The organism is Oceanobacillus sp. FSL W7-1309 (assembly GCF_038002145.1).
GTDB lineage: Bacteria > Bacillota > Bacilli > Bacillales > Amphibacillaceae > Oceanobacillus > Oceanobacillus profundus.
Genome location: NZ_JBBOBX010000001.1, coordinates 2,376,297 through 2,400,573, shown reverse-complemented (window position 1 = coordinate 2,400,573; position 24,277 = coordinate 2,376,297). Strand labels below are relative to the sequence as shown.

23 protein-coding genes and 1 riboswitch are annotated in these 24,277 nt (G+C 38.6%); of the genes, 4 read left to right on the top strand and 19 right to left on the bottom strand.

The annotated features are described in order from the left end of the window. Positions 1-111: 111 nt before the first annotated feature. Positions 112-212: riboswitch (purine riboswitch) on the bottom strand. A 282-nt stretch (positions 213-494) separates the two neighbouring features. The 3 genes from NST46_RS11525 to NST46_RS11515 are packed head-to-tail and all read left to right on the top strand — an operon-like array spanning position 495 to position 2,350. Then, on the top strand, positions 495-1,280 hold the full coding sequence (locus NST46_RS11525) for a hypothetical protein (protein WP_095312613.1): 786 nt from the start codon (positions 495-497) through the stop codon (positions 1,278-1,280). Positions 1,281-1,283: 3 nt separating this feature from the next. Further along, positions 1,284-1,664 (top strand): GntR family transcriptional regulator, encoded by a 381-nt coding sequence (locus NST46_RS11520; RefSeq protein WP_095312611.1) that lies wholly within the window; start codon positions 1,284-1,286, stop codon positions 1,662-1,664. Continuing rightward, positions 1,661-2,350 carry an ABC transporter ATP-binding protein gene (locus tag NST46_RS11515; RefSeq protein WP_095312608.1) on the top strand — a complete coding sequence of 230 codons (690 nt, stop codon included), beginning with the start codon at positions 1,661-1,663 and terminating at the stop codon, positions 2,348-2,350. The genes NST46_RS11520 and NST46_RS11515 overlap by 4 nt, the downstream gene beginning before the upstream one ends. 172 nt (positions 2,351-2,522) lie before the next feature. Here NST46_RS11515 and NST46_RS11510 read toward each other — a convergent pair whose 3' ends face one another. Further along, positions 2,523-3,569, bottom strand: coding sequence for an NADH:flavin oxidoreductase/NADH oxidase (locus NST46_RS11510; RefSeq protein WP_339317327.1), 1,047 nt, complete (start codon positions 3,567-3,569; stop codon positions 2,523-2,525). A 308-nt stretch (positions 3,570-3,877) separates the two neighbouring features. Between NST46_RS11510 and NST46_RS11505 the strand changes: the two genes are divergently transcribed. Further along, positions 3,878-4,291, top strand: coding sequence for a MarR family transcriptional regulator (locus tag NST46_RS11505; protein ID WP_095312602.1), 414 nt, complete (start codon positions 3,878-3,880; stop codon positions 4,289-4,291). An 88-nt stretch (positions 4,292-4,379) separates the two neighbouring features. On the opposite strand, the gene NST46_RS11500 is transcribed toward NST46_RS11505, so the two are convergent. The 18 genes from NST46_RS11500 to NST46_RS11415 form a co-directional block, all read right to left on the bottom strand. Continuing rightward, the gene (locus NST46_RS11500) at positions 4,380-5,885 is read right to left on the bottom strand and encodes a class I adenylate-forming enzyme family protein (protein ID WP_341137224.1); all 1,506 of its coding nucleotides are present in this window, start codon (positions 5,883-5,885) and stop codon (positions 4,380-4,382) included. Between the two features lie 471 nt (positions 5,886-6,356). Then, positions 6,357-6,542, bottom strand: a complete 186-nt coding sequence (locus NST46_RS11495) for a hypothetical protein (protein WP_341137223.1) — start codon at positions 6,540-6,542, stop codon at positions 6,357-6,359. After that, on the bottom strand, positions 6,543-7,286 hold the full coding sequence (gene fabG, locus NST46_RS11490; protein ID WP_341137222.1) for a 3-oxoacyl-ACP reductase FabG: 744 nt from the start codon (positions 7,284-7,286) through the stop codon (positions 6,543-6,545). Continuing rightward, positions 7,287-8,222: an intracellular short-chain-length polyhydroxyalkanoate depolymerase gene (gene phaZ / locus NST46_RS11485; RefSeq protein ID WP_341137221.1), complete on the bottom strand. Its 936-nt coding sequence runs from the start codon at positions 8,220-8,222 to the stop codon at positions 7,287-7,289. After that, positions 8,210-9,217 (bottom strand): 3-oxoacyl-ACP synthase, encoded by a 1,008-nt coding sequence (locus NST46_RS11480; RefSeq protein ID WP_341137220.1) that lies wholly within the window; start codon positions 9,215-9,217, stop codon positions 8,210-8,212. The genes phaZ and NST46_RS11480 overlap by 13 nt, the downstream gene beginning before the upstream one ends. 1 nt (position 9,218) lies before the next feature. Further along, complete coding sequence (locus NST46_RS11475) at positions 9,219-10,235, bottom strand: branched-chain amino acid ABC transporter permease (RefSeq protein ID WP_341137219.1); 1,017 nt, start codon at positions 10,233-10,235, stop codon at positions 9,219-9,221. A 7-nt stretch (positions 10,236-10,242) separates the two neighbouring features. After that, complete coding sequence (locus NST46_RS11470; protein ID WP_095312585.1) at positions 10,243-11,103, bottom strand: branched-chain amino acid ABC transporter permease; 861 nt, start codon at positions 11,101-11,103, stop codon at positions 10,243-10,245. 11 nt (positions 11,104-11,114) lie between these two features. Next, the gene (locus NST46_RS11465; protein ID WP_303447771.1) at positions 11,115-11,822 is read right to left on the bottom strand and encodes an ABC transporter ATP-binding protein; all 708 of its coding nucleotides are present in this window, start codon (positions 11,820-11,822) and stop codon (positions 11,115-11,117) included. Continuing rightward, positions 11,822-12,574, bottom strand: coding sequence for an ABC transporter ATP-binding protein (locus NST46_RS11460; protein WP_095312578.1), 753 nt, complete (start codon positions 12,572-12,574; stop codon positions 11,822-11,824). Before NST46_RS11460 ends, NST46_RS11465 begins: the two co-directional genes overlap by 1 nt. 222 nt (positions 12,575-12,796) lie before the next feature. After that, positions 12,797-14,002, bottom strand: coding sequence for a substrate-binding domain-containing protein (locus tag NST46_RS11455; protein WP_187393178.1), 1,206 nt, complete (start codon positions 14,000-14,002; stop codon positions 12,797-12,799). Positions 14,003-14,101: 99 nt separating this feature from the next. Continuing rightward, positions 14,102-15,109, bottom strand: a complete 1,008-nt coding sequence (locus NST46_RS11450) for a 3-oxoacyl-ACP synthase (protein WP_095312575.1) — start codon at positions 15,107-15,109, stop codon at positions 14,102-14,104. Continuing rightward, positions 15,106-15,519, bottom strand: coding sequence for a MaoC family dehydratase (locus NST46_RS11445; RefSeq protein WP_095312572.1), 414 nt, complete (start codon positions 15,517-15,519; stop codon positions 15,106-15,108). Before NST46_RS11445 ends, NST46_RS11450 begins: the two co-directional genes overlap by 4 nt. 32 nt (positions 15,520-15,551) lie before the next feature. Next, positions 15,552-17,045 (bottom strand): AMP-binding protein, encoded by a 1,494-nt coding sequence (locus tag NST46_RS11440; RefSeq protein ID WP_118890107.1) that lies wholly within the window; start codon positions 17,043-17,045, stop codon positions 15,552-15,554. 5 nt (positions 17,046-17,050) lie between these two features. Then, positions 17,051-17,650 carry a TetR/AcrR family transcriptional regulator gene (locus NST46_RS11435; protein ID WP_095312566.1) on the bottom strand — a complete coding sequence of 200 codons (600 nt, stop codon included), beginning with the start codon at positions 17,648-17,650 and terminating at the stop codon, positions 17,051-17,053. A 159-nt stretch (positions 17,651-17,809) separates the two neighbouring features. Then, positions 17,810-21,067 (bottom strand): BTAD domain-containing putative transcriptional regulator, encoded by a 3,258-nt coding sequence (locus NST46_RS11430; protein ID WP_341137218.1) that lies wholly within the window; start codon positions 21,065-21,067, stop codon positions 17,810-17,812. 137 nt (positions 21,068-21,204) lie between these two features. After that, a complete protein-coding gene (locus NST46_RS11425; protein ID WP_379600067.1) occupies positions 21,205-21,822 on the bottom strand; it encodes a DUF2179 domain-containing protein in 618 nt (205 codons plus the stop codon). A 262-nt stretch (positions 21,823-22,084) separates the two neighbouring features. Continuing rightward, positions 22,085-23,347 (bottom strand): Nramp family divalent metal transporter, encoded by a 1,263-nt coding sequence (locus NST46_RS11420; RefSeq protein ID WP_095312557.1) that lies wholly within the window; start codon positions 23,345-23,347, stop codon positions 22,085-22,087. A gap of 334 nt (positions 23,348-23,681) precedes the next feature. After that, positions 23,682-24,221 (bottom strand): MOSC domain-containing protein, encoded by a 540-nt coding sequence (locus tag NST46_RS11415; protein WP_118890106.1) that lies wholly within the window; start codon positions 24,219-24,221, stop codon positions 23,682-23,684. Positions 24,222-24,277: the final 56 nt, after the last annotated feature.

Here is a 24,277-nt window from a genome sequence, read left to right as displayed (position 1 = left end):
AACATCAAAAAATAATCAATTAAAAAAGTCTATTCGTCTCCCTCAAAATGAGAGAAGATGAATAGACTTTTCAATCCTTCGATCAAGTGAAAACTTTTCATTGTTCTTACACAACGATTCACCTTCCCTCATAGTCCAGCATTTACGGTGCTGGGTAGAAACTTCTGAGCCATATTCTCAGTAAATATATGAGGAACTCTATTTATTTGTCGGATTAAGCATAACAAAACAAAACTAAAAAATCAACTGAATTTCATACGATGTTTTGTCATATTTAATTAACGTACGGATTTTACTGATATAGATGTTGTAATTCGCTTAAATTTATACAGTGTAATAATTAGATTGATTTATAATGAGCATTTCGGCAAAATAACCCATACTTCTAAATGCAGTCCTATTTTAAATTTGTTTCTGAATATTATTGACCTATAACAATGTATTAGTGTACTATTTAAATAGTACACTAATACATTGTTATAGGAGGATGAAAAATGAATGCATGGTTGTCGTTAACAAAGAAAGAATTCCAGCTTGGTTTTCCAGCTTTTCTCATTGCTTTGATATTATATTTAGGTATTTTGAGTGGTGGATATTTTACTGGTAATTATGCTGGTTACAGAGAAGGCTTGCTATCAGTGGCATTAGGGTTTGTGGTAACACTTCATATCTTTTTTCTACCGTTTTATTTATATTACAGCTTGAGCGCTGAAAGAAAGAGATTACACTTATGGCTGCACACGCCGATGTCGATTGCAGGATTGCTTTCTTCAAAAGTAGTTACAGGAATCACTTTTATGGTATCTACCTTTGCCGTATTCATTATCGGTTCAACGCAATTTTTCCTTCATACTTTCGATTTTTTTAATCAGGAAACAATATTTAATTTGTTAGGATCAATTACTGTCTTTGTGTTTACATTAGGATTCTTCATCGCAGCTCTCTTCCTATTTTTCTGGTCCATTTTCCTGACCTTTAGTCAGCTGATGAATGATTTTATCAGCTTCATCCTAACGTTTATTCTCTTCTTATTCATATCCTGGATCTATGGTTCTTTGATGGATCTATCCTTTATGCAAACATTAACAAATTGGGGAAGTATTCAAGTCAATGATATTATCGTTGGATTTGAGTTTGGTTATGTAGAGAATGCATTTGAAGCACAAGCAATGAGCGAATCATCTATCTTCTATATCGGGCATTTTGTTCGTGATATTGTTGTTGCAGTCATTATGTTTATTGCTGCTTGCTGGATTATTGAGAAAAAAGTTGAGGTGTAAGTTATGGCAGACATATTCCATTCATCCCAGCCAATTTACCAGCAGCTTGCGGAACGAATGAAAAAACAAATAATAAGAGGGGAACTGGCCCCAGGTGATAAGCTCCCTTCTGTTAGGGAGACAGGAATTGAAGTGAGTGTTAATCCAAATACAGTACAACGCACTTATCGGGAGCTGGAATCGATGCATATCGTAGAGTCCAGGCGCGGTCAGGGGACCTTTGTAACAGAAGATGAAGGAGTGCTTGAATCCATCCGTGAAGAAATGAAAACAGAATTGATGACGACCTTTTTTCAAGGAATGCATGAAATGGGCTATACGAACGAGGAAATCGAGCGTGGATTAATTGATTTTTTGAATGAGAAGGGAGAGCAAAAGGGATGATTACATTAACAAATGTCTCAAAAAGATATGGCACTAAAAAAGCATTAGACCATGTGAATTTAGAGCTGACACCGGGGAAATTAATCGGTCTAGTCGGTGAGAACGGAAGTGGCAAATCAACAACCCTAAAGCTAATCGCGGGGCTCAATCACCCAACAAATGGAGAAGTAAGGGTGAATGGAGAAAAAGTTACCCGCAAAATTGCGGATTCCGTATCCTATTTATCAGAGCTCGATGAGTATTATCGATTTTTCACGGTGAAAAGATCAATCGAATTCCAATCTAGTCAATTTAAGGATTTCGATAAGGAAAAGGCTTATGAAATTTTGAAATTTATGAAGCTGGATCCAAATGATAAATTAAAACATTTATCAAAGGGAAACCGCGGTCGACTAAAAATCGTACTCTCTCTAGCACGGAATGTACCAGTCATCTTGATGGATGAACCATTCTCCGGACTTGATCCAATGGTCCGCAATTCAATTGTGAAAGGGCTGATTTCCTTCATTGATCTTGAAAAGCAGCTTGTTCTTATCACGACACATGAAATTAGAGAAGTTGAAAATATTCTTGATGAAGTCGTAGCGATTAAAGCCGGTTCCATTATTGGACATCATAATGTGGAAGAACTGCGTGAACAGAAGCAAATGGGCATTGTTGATTGGATGACAGAGGTTTATGAGTAGTAGATACGAAACTCTTTAGAATCTTGTAAAATAAAGTGCGCAAGCTCTAACTGCCTATTTTTTGTTCGTCATGAAGCTGGTTCATAAATATTTTTGGTTAGTTTTACAATAGTAGCCCCCAAAGTAGATTCCAAATCTAACTTTGGGGACAACACTAATTAGGGAAAACTTTTTATCGTATTCCTCTTGAATATTGAAAAGGTGGATTAACTTTACGGGTCAATGTTTTTTCTGCGTGTAATGCCCAGTAAGGATCATTGAGCATGCCTCTTGCAATAGCTATCAGTTCAGCATCTCCATTAGAAATCGTTGCTTCTGCAAGATCAGGATCACTTAATTTCCCAACAGCGATAACTGGGAGACCTAATTGATTTTTAAATTCACGTGCAAATGGTACTTGATAACCTGGTGTGTTTTTAGGTTTTAACTTCCCAGGAAGTCCCTCACCACCACTTGAAACATGGAATACATCGACACCTGCTGCTTTAAATCGTTTCGCCATATTAATAGCATGCGGTAAGTTATAACCTCCATCTATATACTCAATAGCAGATAAACGCATAATTAAAGGCATTTCAGAAGGTATTACGCTCTTCACTGCTTTTACAACTTCTTCCCCAAATAAGGCTAAGTCTTCTCCATATTCATCCGTACGGTTATTAATGCTCGGTGACATAAATTGATGTAAAAGATATCCGTGTGCTCCATGCAACTCAATGGTATCAAAACCTGCTTTCACTGCTCTTTCAGCAGCATTTTTAAACTGTTGAATGGTTTCCTTAACTTCTTGGGTTGTTAAAGCTCTCGGTTGTTTTAGTTCACCGTTTATAGTCTCCTCCGGCAGAACCTCAACTGGAATATCGGAAGCTCCGACAGGCTGATTTGCATCTTCTGCTTTTCTACCCGCATGTGCAATTTGAATTCCAACTTTAGCGTCATATTTCTTTATCTGGCTAACAAGCCGTTGATAATGTGGAATTTGTTCGTCTGACCATAGACCTAAGTCGCGATTTGTAATACGTCCCTCGGGGGTTACACTTGTCATTTCCAAGATAATTAATCCGGCTCCCCCAACAGCTCTTGAAACGTAATGGACAGAATGCCAATCATTTGGAACACCATCTTCTTTATCAACCGAATACTGGCACATCGGTGGCATAACAATACGATTTTTTATAGTTAAGTTTTTGATAGAATAGGGACTAAACATGTTACTCATTATGAAAACTCCTTATTGATTAAGATTATTTTTAGAACTATTTTTTCATTACAATGTAATAAAAGTGTTCATCAGTTGTTCTATTTAGCTAAGGTATGGAGAGTAATTAATGAATCCAAAATTTAAATATATAAGGTTGAAATATCTCTATGTATGCACCACTCCTTTAATTTGCTTGCGCATACATATAAATAACATAAAAAGATTCTTTAACCACCTATCTACACTTTATTATTTGTTTGCGCATGCATATAATATAGCATATGATATAATGAAGTCAATAATTTAAATCGGAGAGGAATATCAACATGTATGATAATGAATTATTTGATACGTGGCTCAAGTTAACTAAATATCATAATCGTCTCTTAAAAGCGATAGATTATACACTTCAAGATCACTTTCAATTAGGGATTAATGAGTTTTATCTTTTGTATTTTCTTGCCCAATCCGAAAACAAAAAAATGAAGCTTTTGGATTTGGTGCCAAAAGTGGGGCTTAGTCATAGTGCTTTATCTCGGTTGGTAACAAGATTGGAAAAGCATCGTGGAGAATCTTTAGTGCAGCGTCAAACAGATGAAAATGATAAACGATCAGTCTATGTTCTTTTATTAAAAAAAGGGCAACTACAGGTTGAAGAGATGTTAATACTGTTAAATAACAGTTTACAAACTCAAATAAGTATAAAAGATATTCATGACATAAAAAGGCTTATTGAATAGTTTCGCAGTGCTTTTAATATATCCCCGTAAAATAGGGTTCATTGACTCCATTTACGGGGATAGCTAGTTTTATAACATACAATTTTAATTATGAAATTGTGCTGTCGGTATGATTGCTATACTTGAGCTTTAGCGTTTTTTTATTTACTTTACCAACATCGGTTTTCGGCAACTCAGTTAAGAAGAAAAACTGTTTCGGAACCTTATACCGTGTTAACTGCTGTTTACAGTAGTCTTCCAATTCCTCTACAGTCAATACCTTCTCCGTGACGATACATGCCACAACAGCCTCTCCCCACTTTTCATCCGGCAATCCAATTACTGCTGCTTCATCGATAGCAGGATGTGCCTCCAGCCAATGCTCTATTTCTAATGGATAAACGTTTTCTCCTCCTGTTATAATCATGTCTTTCTTTCTCCCGACGATATAAAAATAGCCATCTGCATCCTGTCTTGCAATGTCCCCAGTTCGGATCCACCCATCAATCAACGTTGTTTTTGTTTCTTCAGGTCTATTCCAATAGTATGTAAAGGCATGACTTCCACGAATATATAATTCCCCCACTTCATCAACAGTTGTGATAACTTCTTCATCTTTCATAATTTTAATATCATTAAAAAGCATTGGTTTGCCAACGGAGCCCAATTTATGCATGGCATCCTTGGGATCGATGTAGAAATTATTCGGACCAGCCTCTGTCAACCCATACCCTTCTTTAAAAGCAATCCCCTTTTTCGAAAATGCCTCATAAACTTTATAAGGACATGGCGCTCCGCCAGACACAAACACCTTCATATCAGGAAATGTTGCTGTTTTAAAGGTTTTTGTTTCAATCATCATGTGGTACATTGTGGGCACAAACATAGCAATTGTACATTTATACTGGAGTAACTCCTCTATTACTTGACTTGCATCAAAATTTGCTAGGAGAACTACTTTACCGCCGCTTAATAATAATGGTAAGGACAATACATTAAGACCACCAGTGTGAAACATCGGTAAACAAGTAAGCGTCGTATCCTCTTTACTTAGTCCCCAGCTAACGATTGTATTTAAAGCATTCCATAAAATCGATTTATGGGATAACACAACCCCTTTTGGACATCCGGTAGTTCCACCAGTATAGATCATTGCTAGTGGATCTTCCTCATGCAGATTTCCATCAAAAGTAGCTTGTTCATAATATAGATCGTCGATATAATTACTCGTATCAATAGTAATATACGTTCCATTTGTTTCAGCAGCATCTAGATTCGCCTTGAAATCTGGATTCACCCCTATAACCTTTGGGTCACAATCATTTATACAATAATGCAATTCAGCTTTTGCAACTCTCCAGTTTAACGGGACGAAGATTGCGCCAATTTTCATGGAAGCAAAGAAAAAATCAAAATAACTAATATGATTAGGAGCTAAGATAGCAACTCGGTCACCTTTCCGCACTCCTTTTGTATGAAAAATATTTGAAACTTTTATTACACGCTCATATAACTCTTCATATGTCCATGATTCTTTTGTTTCTGAATCAATAATCGCAATATCCTTCGGTGTTAACTGCACACGGCTCTCAAACCAATTAATATCATATAGCATCCTCGCCACCCCTTGCCCAACTAAGTAATTACGTTCAGTATAAATCGATCTAGTTACAGGGGAGTTACACCAGGGTCTCGGTACTTCACTAGCGTGTTTGATAACTCTTAGGGCGTTGAGTTACCGAACGGAGGGATATTTAGATCATTTGGTAACTCATTAAGGGCATAAGCGCCCGAAATCACGGATTTCTTGGCCAGTTGGTAACTCATTGAGGGCATAAGCGCCCGAAATCACGGATTTCTTGGCCAGTTGGTAACTCATTGGGGGCATAAGCGCCCAAAACCACGGATTTCTTGGCCAGTTGGTAACTCATTAAGGGCATAAGCGCCCAAAACCACGGATTTCTTGGTCATTTGGTAACTCATTAAGGGCATAAGCGCCCAAAACCACGGATTTCTTGGCCAGTTGGTAACTCATTGGGGGCATAAGCGCCCAAAACCACGGATTTCTTGGTCATTTGGTAACTCATTAAGGGCATAAGCGCCCAAAACCACGGATTTCTTGGCCAGTTGGTAACTCATTGGGGGCATAAGCTAGATCATTCAGTAACTGATCAAGATGAAGTACGTTTAGTATAAAGGGAGCAAGAATTACAAACCCAAGTAAAAACAGGTGATTTACCAGCCCATCAGACTGTAAATCACCTGTTTTCAATTACATCATAATTCCTCCATCAACATGTAATGCATGCCCGTTTACATAATCTGATTCGTCTGATGCAAGAAACAGATATGCATTCGCAATATCTCTTGGTCTTCCTAGGCGCTGTTGTGGAATTTGGGCTTTCATTTGCTCAATGACTTTGTCTGGAACTGCCTCCACCATGCTTGTTTCTGTAAAGCCTGGAACGACAGCATTCACGTTAATCCCTTTGCGACCAAGCTCTTTTGCCCACGTCTTTGTCATCCCAATAACTCCAGCCTTTGCTGCGGCATAATTTGTTTGTCCAACATTGCCATATGCGCCAGATACCGAGGACGTACTAATAATTTTTCCTTTACCCTGCTCTATCATCGCTGGAAGAACTGCCTTCGTACAGTTAAAAACACCAGTTAAATTCACCTCAATTACTTGCTGGAACTGTTCTACTGACATTTTTGAAAGCATCGCATCTCTTGTTATTCCGGCATTATTAACCAAAATATCAATTTTTCCAAATTCACTTTTGGCACGTTCAGTCATTGAATTCACACTATCCGCATCTGATACGTTCACTGGAAAAAACTTACATTCTATCCCTTCAACAGCTAACTCCTGCTCACGTTTTTCACCAACTTCATGGTCAAAATCTGCAAGTACAACCTTTGCCCCTTCACTTGCGAACACCCTGACAGCCTCCAGTCCGATTCCATTTGCGGACCCGGTTATAATTGCAACCTTCCCCTCAAGTCTCCCCATCTATAAAACCCCTTTATTCGTAGTCGATCCAACGAAGAACGTTTCCATTGCGTCTAATAATTGATCAAGATCATCAATTAAAGGAGAATGTCCACATTTCTTTAACTCCCTATGCACTGCTTTGTCACCAAAATCCGCAATTAATTCATCTGTCATATCCTTTGTTACAACCATATCTGTTTCACCCCATGCAATCATGACAGGGATATCAATATCCTTGACTTGATTCGTACCTGCAACAAGACCGTTATGAACATCGCTAATATTAAATAGGTTTAATGCTTGATAGCATTCTGCTAAATTGCGTTGCGTTGTCATATCCTCTAAATATTTCTGATAGCGTTCCGGATCAGGCTTGTTGTCAATGTAGATAACCATATCCCACATTTGCCTTAGAAAATCGTAATTTAACGTATCATACGCTGTTTGTACAATTTTCGCCTTATCACTCTCCCGCACTTCTTCTATCGTACGAAGGCGGTTGATTGTATCTGGAAGCCCGTCTTCTCCAATTGGATAGTAAGCATAACCCCTGGATGAACCTGAAGCTAGCAAAAACAAACGATTGCAGTAACCTGGATAATCGGCACAGAATTGCTGACAAACCGTTCCACCAAGTGACCAGCCTACTAGTGCAAAATCTTTCAACCCTAATTCATCTATAAACAGCTTCAGATCATCCGCAAAATCTTTAATCTGTGTTATTGGTTGATGATAGCTGGAATTTCCAAATCCTCGCTGATCAATGGCATAAACCTTATAATGAGGTGATAAATTTTCAATCACGACATCCCAATGGACCGAAGATGTCATATTCCCATGAACAAGTATAACAACATCCTCACCACCGGCTCTTTCCTGGTAAGCAATCTCCTCACCGTTTGCTAGTAAAACCTTTTTCACATCAATCATTTTACTCACCTCTACCTTCCCCATTTTAAAACCGTCGCACCCCATGCGTAGCCAATTCCTGCAGACACGAAGACAACGATTGATCCATCTTTTAGCTTTCCCTGTTGTTCAGCAAGCTCTAATGAAATGATCTGATCCATCTGGCCAATATGACCGTAGTTTTCCAAATAAATCGATTTGTCCAGTGAAACTTCAAGTTGATCTAAGACATATGTATGTGCAGAACGCTTCATATGAAGCATCGCAACATAGTCAATGTCTTCTTTACGATAGCCGCTTTTATGCAATGCTTTCTCGATACATGCGATAAAATTAACCATTGATTTTTCTTCTAATCGCTGCTTCATTCCAAGTGGATCTGGCACATCAAATTGATGGAGACCTTCCTCTAATGATTCTTTTGTTATTGGGGTTTTTGTTCCACCGGCTGGAACAATCACGTCTTCGGAAAATGCCCCATCTGTAATCATGTGCGTGCCAAGCAACTCGTTTTTCACACAGCCTTTTTGCAGGATGATTGCTCCACCACCCGCACCTAAATTAAACATAAACCTTGTGTTGGGATTCTCATAGTTTATCAGATCTCCGTTTCGGTAGCCTCCTGCGAGCAGTACGGTTTGAATACTATCATCAGCAATCATCATATCTTTAGCAACTTTTAATGCCATTACCGTCGTTCCGCATCGCAATGCTGTATCAAAAGCCCATGCATTACTCGCACCAATCTCATATTGCAGCTTAATTCCGGCTGTCCAAACGGGGTATTCTTTATATTCTTCCCCAATATAGATGACAAGGTCAACGGTCTTCGGATCAATTCCAGCTTTTTGGATTGCAATTCTCGCTGCACGAACCCCCATTTCCACCGTATGATCAGCTTCACCTGGGATCGGCTTTTCTTTTATCCCCATTTTATGTTCGACAACCTCTAGTGGAAGTCCTGCTCGTGTTGCGATTTCAGCTGATGTCATTCTTTTTTCTGGAATATAGACACCCGTACTTAACATTCCTATTTGCATGTCACGAAGCCCTCCTCCCCTTATTTTCATTAGCTTTTCGATTATCGCGCAACCCTTTTAATGGACGATTTGAAAACTTCGATTGAATGGTCCCAACAATGCCAAGCGGAAAGAAAATAACAACTAGAATATAGACAGTTCCATACAGGATAATCCAACGCTCAAATATCCAGTGTACATCCGCTAAACCAGATAACCAATGATGTGCAAATTCAACTAAACCGGCACCCAATATCGGCCCAACTAATGTCCCAACACCACCAATAATTGTCATCAAAAGGACATCAATCGTAAGGTCGGTCGCAAATACACCCGTATTTACAAAACGAAGCGAAAGTGCATATAAAACACCTGCGAAGCTAGCTACCACCCCTGCTACAATACTTGCAATCACCTTATAATGAACAATTTTATAGCCTAAAGATTCTGTACGATTTTCATTTTCACGGATGGCCATTAATACTCTGCCAAATGGAGATTTTGTAAATCGTCTAAGCCCAAAGAATATTAGAATCAGAGATAGCAAGCAGAACATATACATACTTTGTGAATCACGGAGTATCTCTGGAAGTCTGAACGTAAATCCATCATTTCCTCCTGTTAAGGAGCGCCATTTCTCAGCGGCAACTAGGAATAGCCCGGCAAGAGCCAATGTGAGCATCGCATAAAAGTGGCTCTTCAGCCTTAATGTTAAAACACCGACGATAAAACTTACAATGGCTGCGAGAATCACGGCTATAACGACCCCTAAAAGAAAAGAGCCAACCGTTGAATCAAACTTACTCATTGTAATTGCCGTTGAATACGCTCCTATTCCGAAAAACATCACATGCCCAAATGAAATAATCCCAGTAAATCCTAGCAAAATATCATAACTCATGGCAAAGATCGCAAAAATAAATATTTGGATAAAAATAAATTGCATGCTTCTGCCCGTAAGAATAAATGGCACCATAAACAATAACAAACTAGCAATTAAATAAATCCAGGTACTTTTATCTACATTACGTAAATTCACTTCGTCCTCACCCCTTCACCTGAAACAAGCCTTGTGGTCTGAAAATGAGTACAATCGTCATTAATAACATGTTCACCGCCAAGGAAAGTGCTGGTACATAATAAGCCATAAAAGCCTGTGCTAAGCCAACTAATATAGCCGCAAATAAAGAGCCAGAGAAGCTGCCCATCCCACCGATAACAACAACGATAAATGCGAGAATGGAGAATTCCAATCCCATTTCTGCATAAATAACACCAGAATACACGGAATGAAGCACGCCACTTAATCCTGCAAGCCCAGCTCCAACCATAAAGACAAGCATAAATACGAGCTTAATATTGATCCCAAGCGACTGAATCATTTCCTTATCCATAACACCTGCTCGTACAATTAATCCAATTCGTGATTTTTTTAAGATAATGGTTGAAATAACAAAGATCAGTATGCCGATTGCAATAATAAACAGTCGATACTTAATTAAGACAATGTCACCAACAATAAAGCTTCCTGCAAGAATATCCGGTGGAAAAACTGCTTTTTGATCTGGTCCAAATACCACTTTAATTAACTCTTGCAAGACAAGCATAAATCCGAGCGTAATCAATATCTGCTGAATATGATTTCCGTATACTGGCCTAACAATCAGTCTCTCCGTTACGAGTCCCAGAAGCAATCCTATACTGATTGCAGCAATAATTCCTAAGATAAAGCTGTTACTCATTTGAAAAACCCAAACACCTGTATAAGCACCCCAGATAAATAAGCCACCATGAGCAAAATTCAGCACGCTCATTAAACCAAATATAAGTGTTAATCCGGCTGCAAGGAGGAATATTAGCATGCCCGTCGCAAGCCCATTGATTACTAAGCTTATTAATAAATCCATTCCAATCCCTCCTATGCAATACCAAGGTATTTTTTCATTGTTATCTTGTCTTCCTTCAATTCTTCCATTTTCCCGTGGTGGACCGTAGCGCCATCATCAATAATATAAAAATGATCGCCGATATTACTTGCCATCATAAAGTTTTGTTCCACTAAAACAATTGTCGTTTGCTCCTTCATTTGCTGAATCGACTCAGTCACCTTATCAACGATGATTGGTGCGAGTCCCTTACTCGGCTCATCAATCAGTAATAGATCATTTCTATTGACATATGCCCTGGAGATAGCAAGCATTTGTTTTTGCCCGCCACTTAATTGGCCGCCTTCTTTCTTCCAAAACTTCTTCAAATCCGGAAACAGTTCAAGCACCCATTCCATCCGTTTTGTTGTTTCTTCGTCTTCTTTTTTCATCGCTACGCGCATATTCTCTCCTACGGTCAGGCCATTAAAAATCCCTTGATCCTCCGGTACGTAACCAATACCTCTATTTGCAATTTGATGTGTGGATCGATTTGAAATTTCCTCTCCTTTAAATCGCACCGTCCCTTTAGATACTTGATTTAATCCCATAATCGTACGCAATGTGGTTGTTTTCCCAGCACCATTTCTTCCTAATAGAACAGTAACCTCACTCTTTGGAACTTCAAAAGAGATATCATGTAAAATATGATAATGCTGAATAAATGCTTCGACTTGTTTTAGTTCGAGTAAGCTCTCCATTAGACACCACCTCCTAAATAGGCGGATTGAACCGTTTCATTCTCCACAATTTCATGTGGTGAACCTTGTGCAATTAATTCTCCGTGGTATAGAACGAGCACTTCATCTGATAATCCCATAATCATATCCATTTTGTGCTCGATGAGGACGATTGTCTGTTCTCCTTGTTGTTTAATTTTATTAATTACATCGATGATTGCCGGGACTTCCTCTAAAGACATACCTGCCGTTGGCTCATCCAGCAGCATAATCTCTGTATCTAAGGCTAGTAACATAGCAATCTCAAGCTTTCGTTTTTCTCCATGTGCCAAATTAACTGCAATCGATTTTGCCTTATCCTTCAAAAAGACAACTTCCAGTAGCTCATAGGCCCGTTCTTCAAATTTCTTATAATGTAAATAATGAGAAAGCATATGATATCGAACCTTCGCTTGTGATTGAACCGCTAAACGGACATTTTCTAAGACGGTTAGTTTTGGAAAAACATTCGTAATCTGAAACGACCTTCCAATTCCCATACGTGTACGTTCGGTTGTAGAAAGCTTTGTTATGTCATGATTTTTAAAATAGATGGAACCATTTGTGGGTGAGAGCTGTCCGCTAAGCAGGTTAAAAAAGGTGGTTTTTCCTGCACCATTAGGCCCGATAATCGAGGTGAACTTTTTCTCGGTAATTTGTACAGAAACACGATCTACTGCTACATGCCCACCGAATGCTATCGATAAATCCTTTGTTTCCAAAATTGCTGCCAATTTCCTTCCTCCCCTACAGCATGATGTATTACAAAGGCTCAAGGAGCGCCCATTTAGGGCGCTGGAGCCAGACGTGGTAAATTATGATAAATCAGCATGATTGCGCCTAATTTTATACATTCTTATCCTTAGACAAATCCCTTTAGGTAAGGATATGAAAGATTTGTCCTATTTTCTGTATAATACTCTAGCAATTTATCTTGCCTGTAACGCGTTTTACAACTACTCATTCATAATTGGTGGTGCTGTTTCTTCCGGTGTTAGAACACGTTTTAATACTGGAACTGGATAATCAAATTCATCACTTTCTTCTAATGTTACCGAATACATTTCCTGCAATGCTTGATGGTCTTCTGGACGGAATGTCATTGTTCCTTTTGGTGTTTCAAAGCTCATTCCTTCCATCGCTTCAATTAATGTTGCACCGTCTGTATCACCATCCGTTTGCTTAAGCGCTTCCACAATTGCGAGAGCTGAACTCATACCTCCAGCTGTAAATAGATCTGGTGCTTCACCATCATATTGTTTTTTATGCTCTTCAACTAACCAGTCATTCACTTCATTATCCGGTAATGTATGATAATAAAGCGTAAAACCTTCCATCCCTACTAAAGGCTTCATAGATGGCAATGTTGCATTATCGGCAACACCTGTCGTTACTTTAATTCCTTGCTCTTCCACACGCATATCTACAATTTGATTCCATGGTGTATTTGCTCCCGACCACACAACGAAAAGATAATCTGGTTTCTTTTCAATTATTTTTTGGATATTCGCTGTAAAATCGGTTGCTGCTTGATCGGCATATTCCTCATGAACAAGCTCTGCCCCTAATTCCTCTGCAGCTTCGATAAATGCTTTTGCCCCATCATGACCAAAGGAGTAATCTGGTGCAAGCGTTGCTATTTTAACTCCTTCACCCGCTACTGCTGCAGCGGCTGCAATGGCATCCTGTGAGGAATTTCTTGCCGTACGGAATACGTAATCATTGTACTCAGAGCCTGTAATACTATCAGCTGCAGCTGGTTCAACAATCATGATTTTTTCGTATTCTTCTGCTAATGGTGTTACAGCTAGCGTATCGCCTGAGCTTGATGATCCAACAAGAAAATCTACCTCATCATCTTCCAGTAGCTTCAATGCCTTTTGCCGTGCAATCGTCGGGTCTGTCTCTGTATCTTCAAAAATATATTCGATTTTCTTGCCTGCAACTTCCATCGTTCCGTCTGTAGCATATTCCATTCCTAATTTAAATCCTCTTTCTGTCATGCCACCGTATGTTTCTAATGCCCCAGTTGCTGAAATAAGTACACCAACCTTGACTGTATCCTTTGTTTCACTGGATGCCCCTTCACTATCTCCACAAGCTGCTAGTACACCAATGATCAACACTGCAATCAAAACAACTCCAAATCTCCTAGCTATCATTACTTTTTGCCCCCTTTGAATAGAATCGTTTTACCTACAATCATCATAAAATTTTCAAGTTACAAGGAAGTTACAGTGCATTGCGTAAACCTACGTCTTTTACACAGCCATCCCAAACCAACGAATCGCAGTAGCAGCCCACGTATAGCCAGTTCCGGCGGAAACAATAACAGCGATATCCCCGTTCTTCAATAATCCGTTTCGTTCTGCCAGATGAAGCCCATAGCATGGATCAAGTGCAGACATATGTCCGTGATGTGTTAAGTAAACAGCTTGATCCTCCTTTAAGCCAACTCCTTCAAGCATCTCACGGAACATGGATTTCTTTGTATGCAATGGAAAGAGCATTTTCAAATCATCTAGTCTTACTCCACTCCTTTCTACCGCTTGTTTGATCACACGCGTAAAGTTCGGTATGGAGACCGGATCAAGCCTCTCTTTCATTCCTAGTGGGTCGGGTACATCAAGAAAGTGTAGTTTCTTCTCTACCACTTCCGTACTAACAGGCTGGACAGACCCTCCTCCTGGAACAAGTACATCACCGCTAAACGAACCATCCGTGATAATCGATGAAGCAAGAATCTCACTTTTTGTCGCATTTCTCGATACTAAGGCAGCGGTCCCACCATCCGCAAAATTAAACATAAACCGTGAACGAGGGTTCTCGTAATTGATTGTCATGGACTCTTTTGATCCGCCAACGAGTAAAATATGGTTAACACTTTCATCGGAACGAATCATGTCTTTCGCCACTTTGACTGCGATTGGAAAACAAGAGCTTACATTCATCATTTCAAAGGCATATGCACTAGTTGTTCCAAGCTCATATTGTGCTTTAGAGGACGCTGTCCAAATTGGATAGTCCTTGTAGGGGCTACCAAAATAAATCACAACATCAATTGCTTTCGGATCGATATGCCTTAAAATTTTCTTACCTGCTGCAATTGCCAAATCGGATGCATGCAAATGATCCGGAGCAATTCGTTTTTCATAAAGACCAAACTTCTCCACAATAACCTGCTCTGGTATCCCAGTTTTAACTGCTAAATCTACTGCAGTTTCTTTCAATTCTGGTTCATAAATACTGGTTGCTTGTATGCCAATCATCGATTACGCTCCTTTTTTGGTAGTTTCATAACCCCTTCGCCATCCAATACGATTTCTCCATGTTGATTTAAACAGGTCGTGGCCAACGTTAGCAGCCTTTTTTCATCTTCTACCTTGATGACCTCTGCTCTAGCTGTAATCGTATCGCCAATATAGACAGGCTTTTTAAAGGTTAAGGTTTGTGATACATACACAGATCCAGGACCTGGCAAATGCATTCCTAATAATCTCGATAGGAAGCTTGCAGTTAGTAGCCCATGACTAATTCGTTCTCCAAAAAATGTCTCCCTTGCATACTCCTTATCCACATGTATCGGATTATAGTCTCCACTTAAACCTGCAAAAATAGTAAAATCTGTTTCTGTTATTGTCCTTGAAAAAGCTGCTGCATCACCAACTGCAAAATCCAATGTAATTCCCCCTTTAGGCTAGTTTGATAAATTTAAATTGGGAAATTGAATAAAGGAGTAAGTTTTCCCTTATCTATTTTTCCAGTCGCATTTTTCGGTAATTCTTCGATAATCCGAATGTCTTTCGGTACTTTATAAGTTGCTAAGTTCGCTCTGCAGTGTGCCATAATTTCTGTCTTACTTATGGTTTTCCCATCGTTTAATGAGATAAATGCAATCGGTACCTCTCCCCATTTATCATCAGCCATCCCAATTACAGCACATTCATGGATTGCTTGAAGCTCATAAATGGTTTGTTCCACTTGCAATGGATAAATATTTTCCCCGCCAGAAATGATCATATCTTTTTTTCTTCCAGCCACATAAATAAAGCCTTCCGCATCCTGACGCATTAAATCACCTGAATAGAACCACCCATCACGTATTGCTTCTTTTGTTTTATCAGGCAACCCCCAATACTCTTTCATCACATTTGGTCCTTTAATAATCAGTTCGCCAACTTCGTCAGTATCAACTGGTTGACCCATTTCATCTACGAGAGCAATCTCACAAAACATGACTGGCCTTCCAATGGATCCTATCTTTCGCTTGTAATCCTCCTTAGACAACATAAAGATGGTTGGAGCAGTTTCTGTCATCCCCATTCCTTGGCCAAACGGAAGACCACGATCAATAAATGAGCGGATAATCTCTTCTGAACAAGGGGCTCCTCCACTATAAAACCATCTCACGGATGAAAAGTCGGCTGTATCAAATAAGGCATGCTTTCTAATTGCATCATGAATTGTAGGGACTCCCATAACGATCGTTACACGATGGGTTTCAATGGAACGAATCGCCAGCTCTGCATTGAATTTACCGGGAATAACGATGGATCCACCTGCAAGTAATGTTGGAAAAGCAAATAAACCAATTCCTCCGATATGGAACAATGGAAGCAGCACATGAACAATATCTGTTGAAGTAATATCTATTGCATATTGATTATTTACCGCATTCCAAAACATGTTTCCCTGTGTTAATACAGCTCCCTTTGGCCTTCCAGTTGTTCCCGATGTGTAACAAATAATAAACGGATCCACACTCGCGTCTACTTCCACTGTCACTACTGTTTCTTCGGTATCTGCTATTCTCTCATCAAACGAGTAAGCGTTTTCAAAAACGAACAAGTCTTTTATTTCCTCAAGTAATGCTTCTGTCTCTGTTTCAAAGAGAATCATTTTTGTGCCACTATCCGTTAATTGAAAAGCTATTTCAGTAGCTCGTAAACGGATATTTAAAGGAACTGCAATTAGACCAAGCTGCGCTATTGCGAAATAAGAAATAATATATTCTTCCCGGTTGTGCGAAAGAATTGCGACCCGATCTCCTTTTTCCAGCTGATACTTGTTTTGCAATAAACCAGCCATCGATTTGACTTTAGTAGAAAGGGATTTGTAGGTATATTGATTATGTTCACTTATTAATGCGGTGCGATTCGGCGTGATTAATCCTCGCTTATGAATCCAATTAGCAATTGACTCCATTTCGTCTACCCCCTGCCACGTATTCCATGAAAGATTATTTCCATTGCTTCATCAAATACATCCTCTGGTACGAGCTTATCCTCCCAAAGCACCCAGCGCATTCCAATAAATTGTCCAATCCCCATTAAACAATATGCCACGGTTTCTGGATTTAACGGTTTACAATCTCCACTATCAACCGCTGTCTCAATGGCTCTGATAAATCCATCGGCTATTTTTTCGTAATACCATCGATAAAGCTCGTTATCAACTAATACGGATTGCTGTATAATGCTATATAAATTACGATGGTTCATTACCCATTTAAAAAAGGCAAAATACCCCGCACGTTGTTTTTCTTCAAATGTGTCAGCCTCATCCATATTCTTTTTAATCGCATAACGGAAATCCGAACTTAATTGATAAATCAGCTCATCAAATATCGCCTTTTTCGTTGGAAAATAATTGTAGAACGTCCCTTGTGCTACCCCTGTTCGTACAGTGATCTCAGCAATCGATGTTTCAAAGTATCCTTTTTCACCAAAGATTTGCTCTGCCGTTGCTAATATTTTTTGCCTTGTTTTTATTCCCTTTTTAGTTAATTGTGTCGCTTTAATTTCTGACATATGAATCACCCCTCAGTTTTTGATTATAAATAATTATCTAAAAATTAGCAAGTGTATTTTATTTTAAATATTAAAAGTTACTAAATTCATTTAAAAAATCAAGCATCCAAGAAATCGGATGCTTGATGTTCATTCGATATAACATACTTTAGAACTTCCTCAATATTTGTCTAATTCCTCTGATTCCATAATCAAATCATATATTTCTTCTGTTTGTTGCATTGGCTCGATACCTAATTCCACTTGCAGCACATTACAGCATTTCTCATACCATCGAATCGCTTGAGGACGGTTATTATTTTGATAATAGCAATACATCATTAGGCGATATGCTTCCTCCCACGTGGAGTCCAAGCTTAGGATTTTCTCACACCATTCTATACACCGATGGAAGTCTAGTAATCGAACCGAATGCTGCGCTAGCCTTTCTGCACCACGTAAAAACAACTGACGCAAGCGTTCTCTTTCAGTGGTACACCAGCTAATAAATCGAAGGTCTTTTAAGTAATCACCTTGATATACCATTAACCCTTTTTCTAATAACTCTGCTGCGTGCTTTGGATTACTTTCTTCTAATCCCTTTAAGATAAGCGCTTCAAACGTGATCGTATCTAATTCATAGACCGCATCAGGATTAATCCCGTAGGAGCTTCCTTCTCGTATAATAAAGAAGGAATCCTCTCTTGCTTTTCGATGTGGCTCTAGTACTTTTAAGAGAGCATTAAGGGTTACTTTAAAGTTTTTAGTTGCTGTTTTTTCATCTTGGTCTGGCCAGAGACTTTGGAAAATCTCTTCTCTTTGTAATTTTATATTTCGATTAGTTATAAAAAGCTCAAATAACTCCTTCGACTTCCCACGTTGCCAATCGTTTGACTCAATTTGCTTTGTACCTAGCCATAGCTTGAATTGACCTAACGTTTGAATTACTAACGTATAGCCAGGATGATTTTTAACATTTTTATCAAGTCCAAGATCAGACAGCATGCGTGTAACAATGGTAGATTCGATATCTAATTGCTTTGCTTTGAGCAGCATCGGTGCCATGTTTTGCATATCAAGCGGACCAAAGGTCGTTCTTCTTTTCAGAAAAAAGTCGTATGCTTCAGCTTGAACCGCTGTAAGAAACGCAATCATTTCTTCTTTAAATCCATCCGCCTCTCCCTTTTCAAATGCGATGTACGCTGACCAAAAGGAGGTAACCATCATAACATATCGATCACCACAAGCAATCATATCTGTTCTTACTTTTTCAATCGCTTTTACTGCTTGATCGTAATTCATCCGATACACTTCTGTAATCGCAATTCCTAGCTTAATTAATGCACTTAGCCAGCGGTCATTTACCTTCTCTGTTTCCAGCAATCCTCGTTTTGCATTATCCATCGCGAGGCTGTATGCTTGCTGCTTCCCATAAAGAATAGAAAGCCCCATATATGGCTCTGCCTTGCCCCGAGATACATTAATCTTCTCCATTATATCAAGGGAAGTTTGGTAGCATTGAATTGCTAATTTGTGATTATATTGATTGATTAATTGAACTGCATGTCCTAATCGCATCCAGCCACATGCTTCTACAAAAGGTGATTTAATCGCCAACCCTAATTGAATGCTATCTGATGCTAATTGTTTACTTGCTTTTTCATTGCCCATAAAAGCTTCAATAATCGATAAAATTAAATCCGTTTCTCGATGCGATTGTGGCAAATGCTCTTTCTCACTTCCTGCATTTTGCTGTTTACGTGCAATTAAAATCTCCTTCGCTTGTGCAAGCCTTCCTGTCCTCAAATATATTCTCGCTTGTAAATTACTTTCACTCTCTTCCAACGGCAGGTTTAGACGCTTTGCACGATCATACCAAACCTCTGCCTTTACTGCTTGACCGGCATTCAATAAATTCTCAGCCATTAATACATATAGCCGTGCCATCTCTTCCTTTGATGCGGAGGCTTTTTCACGCAATTGAATGGCCTGATTTACAAAATGCTCTGCCCGGTCCGACTGAATCGTGTCCAAATAGATACGTGCCTTTCCCTCTAAAGCAAGACTCATAATATAGTCTTTTGCTTTATCACCTTTTGTGATTGCATCACTTATCGCATTATAGCTGTGCTCTGCTTGATCATATAATGATCTGTACCGCTCAATTTCCCCTTGATAAAAATAAAGCAGTGGATACTGCCCTTTATAATTGTCAGGAAGTTCAACTAGTAAATCATATAAAGCTTGCAATCTACCAGATTGGAGCATTGTACGGCCATGCTCATTTAATAAGACAGCAATTGCTTGTGATTCATTTATCTTTTTATAGTGATATAGTGCAGATTCCAAGTCCTCTACTTGCTTATAGTAGCTAGCTGCCCGTTTATGCAAAAGGTTGAATTCGTTTTCATATTTACGCATAAATAAGTTTTCTAAAAAAGCTTGAAACAATGCATGATAACGATAGACATTTCCTTCCCCTTCTTCAATAAACAAATTCTGTTCTACGAGTCCAACTAGAATTTCTTCTGATCCTTTAATTTCAAGGACGTGATCACAAATCTCAGGTGATAAAACATGAAATATACTGGACTGCATGAGAAACTGCTGTGTAATTAACGACTGTTTGGACAATACTTCCGAGGCCAAATAAGCAAACAAGTCCTTTAATGATTTCTTTTTATTTTGTAAAATCGCAGTTATGGACGTATTTTCAGCAATTTGTTGGGCTAACATATTGAATGCGATTGCCCACCCTTCTGTAGCGCGATAAATTTGCGCTACCTCTTCCTCCAAAACATCAGTCTTGTATATTTCCTCTAAAATATAGGACATTTCAGCAGGCGACAAAACAAAGTCAAAATGCGTTAGCTCTAGTAATTCCCCTTGTCCCCTTAATTTGGGCAGAATATTCCAACGTGGTTTTTTCCGGCTCGAGACAATCATATGCAAATTTGATGGTATATATTCGACTACATACAAGAGCATATTTTCAATTTCACTCGAATTCATCACAAGGTGAAAATCATCTAAGATTATCAGGATTTCTTCATTAAGCTGAATTACTTCATTGATAAAGAACGTTGCGAGTGAATAAATTTCTTCTGTATTCATATAATTATCCAGCCGCATTAATTCCTTTTCGATGGAGTTGCCAAACCGCGGATGGCATTGCCGAATAGAGCTAATGAGTTTTGTTAGAAATGGAAAGAGATCATCATCATTTTTGGAAATGGAATACCAACAGACAGCTGCATTTCTATTTTTGGTAAAGAGAGATAATGCCGTGCTTTTGCCATATCCAGCTCCAGCATACAATAATGTTAACGGGTAGTTCGGTATCTGCATGAGCTTTTTATTCAAATGACTGCGCTGTACAAATCGGTCACGTATTGGCGGTGGAGAAAGCTGGCTATGGACAATTGGTATATGTCTCATTTTCATCCTCCTTTCCAAATTATTTTTATATTCTATTATTTTATCATACCATTGTTTACCTATAAATTGATTTATATTTCAAGAATCCATATCTTATAACAATGCATAAAAAAATGAATAGACTTATGAACGTCTACTCATTTCTTTTCTTGATTTACTGAACTGGAATCTTCTTTCATTAGCTCTTCCCGCTCTATCTGCTTTTTCGCCGATTCTGCAGCAGCTTTTTTCTTTGGATTCATTAGCTTTCCTTTTCGTACTTGCTTAACCCAAAACCCGCCATGAATCCGTTTTGGTTCATAGGAAATGATAAATGCTTTCGGATCTATTTCCTGGATCAGTTCGTATAGCCTTAACTCATATTTTCTCGGGGTGAGAATTGATATCGATAACCGATCTCCATCCATCCCATACGATGACCAGCTTGTGACTCCATATCCTTTTTCTCTAATTCTCTTTGTAAATTTAAGATCAGGATTAGTGGAAACAACATTAACTGTTATGTAACCGAGTGCCAGCTTTTCTTCAATTATGGAGCCAATAATTAATCCCGTTCCAAACCCAAGTGCATAAGCAATTAAGTTTTGAATTTCATTTAAATTATCTAGTACAAGTCCCAAACCAACAATATATACAGTTATCTCAAACACACTGACAAAAGCAGCAATATATTTGCGTCCTTTAAGTGTCAAAATCATTCGGATAGTCATTAATGATACGTAGACAACATTAACAGCAAAAATAATTGCAAGCATGATTAATGCATTACTTAGCAATAGAATTCCTCCTTAGATTTATTTCCATTTTAGAGGTTGTAAAATTTCATTTTAAATACACACTTTTAGAATACCTCATTTTAAATATAATTTGTACCATCGCATTAATTTTTTTATGAGCTATCTTTCCACCTGTGGGTAATTTCCTTTTTCATCCGAGCATACCAAATTGGTGTCCAGCAAAAAAAGCACAGAGACACCAATAATGGAACTTTTCTTGATTATCATGCTAACTCACCTATTATAATGCTAAGAATGATTGAATAGCGGTAACAAAACTATACATACCGAGACCAAGACAGATTAACACAACAACAGAACCGATCACATTTATTTTTATGGAGTTGCGATAGCTGCCAAGTGTTTTTTTGTTGTTCATAATAATCATTAACAAGATCGCAATACCAGGTAAAAGGATGCCATTTAGTGCTTGAGCAAAAAGTAGAACATCCATCGGCTGGAAATTGAAGATAAAGGTAATGATTCCAATGAGGATAACGGAAGCAAAGACCGCTTTAAAACGCCAATTTTTCATCCCATTCTCCCACTTTAGCATACTGCTGACTGTGATTGCTGCCCCTAGTGCTGATGCAGTAGCAGAAGAAAACCCTGCTGAAAAGATACCAATTGCAAGAAAAGCTTCTGCATAGGTTCCTAAAAGCGGCTCTAATTGTACCGCTAAATCGACAACACTTTGAACTTCAATTCCTCTCATTAATGTACCGGATGTAATTAAGATAGCTGCTGTGATCAATCCTCCGACGCCAATCGATAAATAAATGTCCCAACGTGACTTTTTCAAATGCTCAGGCTTATTCCATCTTTCCTGCACAGATGTAGAGTGAATAAACAAATTATACGGTACAACTGTTGTTCCGATTAAAGCAATAACCGTAATAATGGAACCAACCGGAATTGTCGGCACAAACATTCCAGTAAGAATCCCTCCAATATCTGGCTTTGCTATAAACATGGTTGTAATGAAGATAACACTCATGAGAACGACAAATACAATCATTAATTTCTCAATTAATTTATAACTTCCCGTTAATCCAAGTATTAGGATAATAACACCAACGATCGGACCAATCATTTTAACCGATCCACCTGTTAAAGCAGATATACCCAATGATGTTCCATTCAAATCACCACTCATATACGCTGCACAGCCTACCGAAATGGCTATGATCACAAACCAAATCACACTATATTTAATAATAGGATTTGCAAATTGATCTCTTATCGCCTCTGCCAAACCTTTTTGTGCGATAATTCCTAGGCGAGCTGACATTTCCTGCAAAACCATGGTAGCAATAATCGAAAACACAACCGCCCAGACAAGCGCGTAGCCAAATGATGCACCAGCCTGCGTTGCTGTTGTCACAGTCCCCGGACCAACAAATGACGCGGCAATAATGGCCCCTGGACCAACGCTCTTTATCTTGTCAATAATTGTATCCTTCCTACCGTCTGAATCATCGTTTTCTTGCTGGGTTAACCCCATTGACTCACCTCTAATTTTTCATTTTTTTAATCCCTATGTTTCGAATTGCATGTATATGTATAACAATTCGTCAACAAATGTAATTGATACATCCTTTTTCTACTACCCTTCCTAAATAGGAATAAAACTAAATTCTTGTAGAGGTGCCGCCCGAGAACTTGTAGAAATGCGCGAAGTAACACTTACGTGGAAGTTATTGGAATTACGAATTACAAGCACTGTATATTCTAATATCATAAAAGGAATGGCTAGCAAGATAACCATTCCTTTGTGCATCGATATTTGATTATAGAAGGTTGTTCAAAAAATCTGGTGAACACGCACTTAAGGTCAATTAAAATCCCCGTAATCTCTTTCGCAATGTACGTCTCCAAATATCACCAAGTGCTTCACAGGCATACAAATCATCTGCAGCGCGAAAATCATCTTGATGCAAATATACTACTTCTGTACATGCCGCAATTGACCATTCTGGATATGGGCGCTCAAGTAATTCAAAATCTGTCGCGCCTTGAATCATCCCCTCCTGTATTATCCGAAAGTACCAGCCTGTTTGTAATCCACCTTGAAGATGTTGCCTTGATACAGGGCCGGGCTGCGAAACTTGAATAATGGCATCACCAATTTTAAACGTATCTCCAATAAACACAGTAAATTCATCCATTTCAAGCACAGCAAAATTTTCACCGTTCGACCCCATGTCTTGCAACTCCGTATAATGTTTAATTGGGTAAGCAAAGATTGCTTTATCCATTTTGCTTTTATTAGCATCTTGACTCTCTGCATCACTCAAAAATCCCGTTTTCTGTAATAAAAAGGATTCCATTAACTCCTTATGATTTGTAAATATTTTATGTACGTGAGGTTCTTCCATTATGTCACCTGCTTATTTGTGATATAGTATATTTTACTAGATTATCGTTCCAATTC